The organism is Armatimonas sp. (genome assembly GCF_043760365.1).
GTDB lineage: Bacteria > Armatimonadota > Armatimonadia > Armatimonadales > Armatimonadaceae > Armatimonas.
On record NZ_JAYUPA010000818.1, the window covers coordinates 1 to 3,227 of the forward strand.

The window sequence follows — 3,227 nt, forward strand, 5'->3', positions numbered from 1 at the left end:
AACTACGCGCCGGGCCAGCATGGCCCCAACGCGCGCCCCAGTAAACCAACGGAATACGGAAAGCAGCTTCGCGAAAAGCAGAAGATGCGTCAGATGTACCGTGTGCTTGAAGGGCCGTTCCGTGCCTATGTCGCTGAGGCCTCGCGCCGCAGAGGCGTTACGGGTGAAAATCTTCTCCAACTGCTAGAGATGCGCCTGGATAATGTCGTCTTCCGCCTCGGGTTCTCCACCAGTCGTGCTCAGGCTCGGCAGCTGGTAAGCCATGAGCACTTGCTGGTCAATGGCAAGCCGGTAGACATTCCTTCGTATCAAGTTCGTCCTGGTGACACCATCACGATTGTGGAAGGCTCTCGCCGTATGCACGTCATTCAGGACGCGCTGGCGGGTGCAGGCTCTCGTACCCCTACCTGGCTTTCCCTTGATGCGCATCAGTTCACCGGTAAGGTGATCGCTGCACCGCGTCGTGATGAAGTGGATTCTCAGGTTTCGGAGCAGATCATTATCGAGTTCTACTCCCGCTAATTCTCAGGAGGAGATACTATGGCAATTCAGGAGACGGTTGTACCTCGTATCGAAACGCTGGAGCAGACCGCGACGTTTGGCAAGTTTGTTGTTGAACCACTCGAGCCGGGCTACGGTGTGACACTTGGTAACTCACTTCGTCGCGTCATGCTGTCCTCCATCATCGGTGCCGCTATTACATCGGTACGGATTGAGGGAGTTCAGCATGAGTTCCAGACAATCCCGGGGTTAAAAGAGGATGCTACGGAGCTATTTCTTAACCTTAAGGAACTGGCAATCAAGATCCTTGATGACAGCGAGGAAGAAGATGAGCTTTCCAGCGCTGCACGGGTGATCCGGGTAGATGCACGGGGCTCTGGACGTATTACGGGGGCAGACGTTGTTTGCCCTGCGGATATGGAAGTTGTTAACCCCGAGTGTTACTTGGCAACGATCTCGGATGAGACGGCGAGTCTGTACATCGAGATGAAGATTGAGCGGGGGCGGGGCTACGTCATGCCCGACAAGGGAGCCAAGACAACCGATATTATCGGTGAAATTCCCGTGCCGGCGGCATATGGGCCTGTTCGTAAGGTCAACTACACCGTGGATCCCACCCGTGTGGGGAACCGCAATGACTACGAGCGTCTGACTCTAGAGATCACCACTAACGGTGCTATCGAGCCGGGGACGGCGATCTCGCAGGCGGCGCAGATGCTCTCTGAGTATTTCCAGCGGTTTATAGATCACAAGGGCGGCCCTGTACGCTCCTTTATCGCTCAGACTACCGGCGGGCTCGGGGCGCATGGCGCACCCGATACCCGTATTGAGGAGCTGGACTTCTCGGTTCGCACGTACAACTGCTTGAAGAAGGCAAACGTGCTAACCGTGGGTGAGCTGGCGCTGATGAGCGAAGTGGACTTGATGAACATTCGCAACTTTGGAAAGAAGTCTCTGACCGAAGTCAAGGAAAAGCTGAACACCCTGGGCATGACGCTCAAGGACTCGGACGGCTATTTCCCCGGCGAGGATGACGATGACGAGGATTAAGGAAGTTAGAGAATGCGACACCGAATAGGTGGACGGCAGTTTGGCCTCGCTTCGGACGCGCGAATCGCGCTCCTGAAGGGCCTGCTCCGCTCCATGATCATCTACAAAAAAATTGAGACCACCGAGGCGCGTGCCAAGGAGATCCAGCCAATGGTTGAGAAGCTGGTCACCCGGGCAAAAGACGATAGTGTGCACTCGCGCCGTATCGCCCGCGCTGCTATTGGTGGCAAGAGCTCCAGCGATGAGGACATCATCATGGAACTCTTCACGAAGATCGCTCCGATTTTCAAGGATCGGCCCGGCGGCTATACCCGCATGGCTCACAAGAGTGTTCGACGTGGCGATGGGGCACCTGTTGTGGTGCTGGAGTTCGTCAACGACTGAGGCAGCCTAAGTAGCTAATGAGCCGCGTTCGCCTAACCCTGGAATACGATGGAACTGACTTTGCCGGTTTCCAGACACAAGGCAAGGGGGAACGCACGGTTCAGGGAGAGCTGGAAGCGGCTCTGACCCAGTTGACTCGAACACAGATTCGGGTGCATGGGGCAGGTCGCACGGATGCAGGAGTTCACGCGCTGGGGCAAGTTGCCCACTTCGATGTGGACTGGAAAATTTCAGAAGATAAAATAGCCGGAGCACTGAGCGCTTACCTACCACGCGATTTGAGCGTACGGAAGGTGGAGCAAGTGGAGCAGGAGTTTCATGCTCGCTTCAGTGCCACGAGCCGAACCTACCGTTACGCGATCTTGAATCGTCCGCAACCCTCGGCGTTGCTCACACGTTACGTGTGGCACCTCACTAAGCCGCTGGACGTGGAGGGGATGCGAGATGCGGGGAGGGTTCTCTGCGGAGCGCATGACTTTGCAACATTTGGGCAGCCAACGGCGCCTGGATATAGCACCGTGCGCGTCGTCGAGAAGATCGTAGTCCGGTCCTTGGGACCGTGCTTGCTGATCACGGTGCGCGGTAACGCCTTTCTGCGGCAGATGGTTCGCAGCGTGGTGGGGACGCTTGCTCAAGTCGGGCAGGGGAAGCTGAGTGTTAGCGCGGTGAAGGAACTTCTGGAAGTCTGTGATCGGAGGGCGTGCCCTCCCATCGCCCCTGCAAGAGGGCTCTGTCTGGTGAAAGTTAGCTACGATGGGCAGCGAATAGGAATAAACTAAAATGAAGACTTATTCAGTGAAAGCGGACGATATCCAGCGCGACTGGATCGTCCTAGATGCGACAGGCGTGCCCATTGGCCGTCTGGCGGTTGAGGCGGCGAAGATTCTGCGTGGTAAGACCAAGCCGATCTTTTCTCCGCACATGGACTGTGGCGATCACGTGATCATCATCAATGCCGCACGAGCAATCCTCACCGGCAACAACAAGGCCGATGAGCCGATCTACCGGCACACGCTCTACCCAGGTGGCCTCAAGCAGATTCCCCGTGGTGAGCTGCTGGAGAAGCGTCCTGACTACGCCGTGATGCGTACCGTCAAGGGCATGCTTCCGCACAACCGTCTTGGGGCGCACATGCTCACCAAGCTTCGGGTTTATGCGGGCGCTACCCATCCGCATGAGGCTCAGATCAAGGGTGCGGCCAAAGCAAAGGCAGAAGGTTAAACAATGGCAGAGACTAGAGTTTATGCAACCGGCAAGCGCAAGTGCGCTATCGCCCGTGTCTGGCTTGCGCC

5 protein-coding genes are annotated in these 3,227 nt (G+C 56.7%); all 5 read left to right on the plus strand.

All coding sequences use genetic code 11. The features are described from left to right. The coding region (gene rpsD / locus ACH2EH_RS20040) for a 30S ribosomal protein S4 (protein WP_395144471.1) at positions 1 to 522 on the plus strand (522 nt) is incomplete at its 5' end. A gap of 18 nt (positions 523 to 540) precedes the next feature. Beyond that, the gene (locus ACH2EH_RS20045) at positions 541 to 1,551 is read left to right on the plus strand and encodes a DNA-directed RNA polymerase subunit alpha (RefSeq protein WP_395144473.1); all 1,011 of its coding nucleotides are present in this window, start codon (positions 541 to 543) and stop codon (positions 1,549 to 1,551) included. A 12-nt stretch (positions 1,552 to 1,563) separates the two neighbouring features. Then, a complete protein-coding gene (gene rplQ / locus ACH2EH_RS20050; RefSeq protein WP_309695424.1) occupies positions 1,564 to 1,935 on the plus strand; it encodes a 50S ribosomal protein L17 in 372 nt (123 codons plus the stop codon). A 17-nt stretch (positions 1,936 to 1,952) separates the two neighbouring features. Then, positions 1,953 to 2,714: a tRNA pseudouridine(38-40) synthase TruA gene (gene truA / locus ACH2EH_RS20055; protein WP_395144475.1), complete on the plus strand. Its 762-nt coding sequence runs from the start codon at positions 1,953 to 1,955 to the stop codon at positions 2,712 to 2,714. 1 nt (position 2,715) lies between these two features. Then, entirely contained in the window at positions 2,716 to 3,156 is a 441-nt protein-coding gene (gene rplM, locus ACH2EH_RS20060) for a 50S ribosomal protein L13 (protein ID WP_309695420.1), read from the plus strand. The last annotated feature ends 71 nt before the right edge of the window (positions 3,157 to 3,227 follow it).

Excerpts from the sequence above, each read along its gene's own strand:
- rplQ (WP_309695424.1), top strand. The coding sequence starts at position 1,564 with ATGCGACACCGAATAGGTGGACGGCAGTTTGGCCTCGCTTCGGACGCG.
- truA (WP_395144475.1), top strand. The coding sequence starts at position 1,953 with ATGAGCCGCGTTCGCCTAACCCTGGAATACGATGGAACTGACTTTGCC.
- rplM (WP_309695420.1), top strand. The coding sequence starts at position 2,716 with ATGAAGACTTATTCAGTGAAAGCGGACGATATCCAGCGCGACTGGATC.
- ACH2EH_RS20045 (WP_395144473.1), top strand. The coding sequence starts at position 541 with ATGGCAATTCAGGAGACGGTTGTACCTCGTATCGAAACGCTGGAGCAG.